The sequence below is a fragment of the Candidatus Symbiothrix dinenymphae genome (assembly GCF_001431085.1).
The window spans coordinates 1-603 of sequence record NZ_BBRU01000240.1 but is presented as its reverse complement, the minus strand read 5'-3'; the positions used below and the strand labels follow the sequence as shown (position 1 = coordinate 603).

1 protein-coding gene is annotated in these 603 nt (G+C 54.1%); it reads right to left on the bottom strand.

Annotated elements, in window-relative coordinates:
• On the bottom strand, positions 1-603 hold a 603-nt coding region (locus ASC50_RS03300), incomplete at both ends, for a YDG domain-containing protein (RefSeq protein WP_226995369.1).

Below are 603 nucleotides of genomic sequence, written 5' to 3'. Positions count from 1 at the left end.
CCGTTGAAGCGGTAATGCTCTTCGGGATGATGGTGAAGACTTTATTTGCAATGCTGATAGCGTAGTTGCCGCCGGCAGTCAGTGAGCCTTGAGTGATGGGATACGTCCCCGGTTTTTCGTTGGAGGTGCGGGAGAGCACGCCGCTAAAAATATCCCCATCGAGCAGTTCCGGACTCCAAGTGTAAGTCAGCTCCGGGGGGTCGTCGGTGTTGTAAGTTTTACTCAGATTATCGCCCGGCGTGACCACGACAGGCAAAGGGGTGATTGTTGCCGTAGCGACAGGCTGTGCTGCCAGTTCGTAATTATCTTTGTGTGCACCGGCGAGCGCGAAGCCGTCAAATATGACCGGTTTGTCCGGTCCTGCATTTTTATCGGCAAAAGCCGCTGTGCCTTTTTCCACAGTTACCACATCGCCGACATCCTCAACGATGCCAACGATATTGCCCGTACCGCTAAAGGTAGCGTTCGTAGTGCCATCGTAAGTTCTGCTATCGACGGAAAAACCTGTGAGCGTAACCGGCTTGGGTGTAATCGCGGCGGTGGCTACGACATCAGCCGGCTGAGCCATCAACTCATAATTGTCTTTTTCCGTGCCGCCGAGCG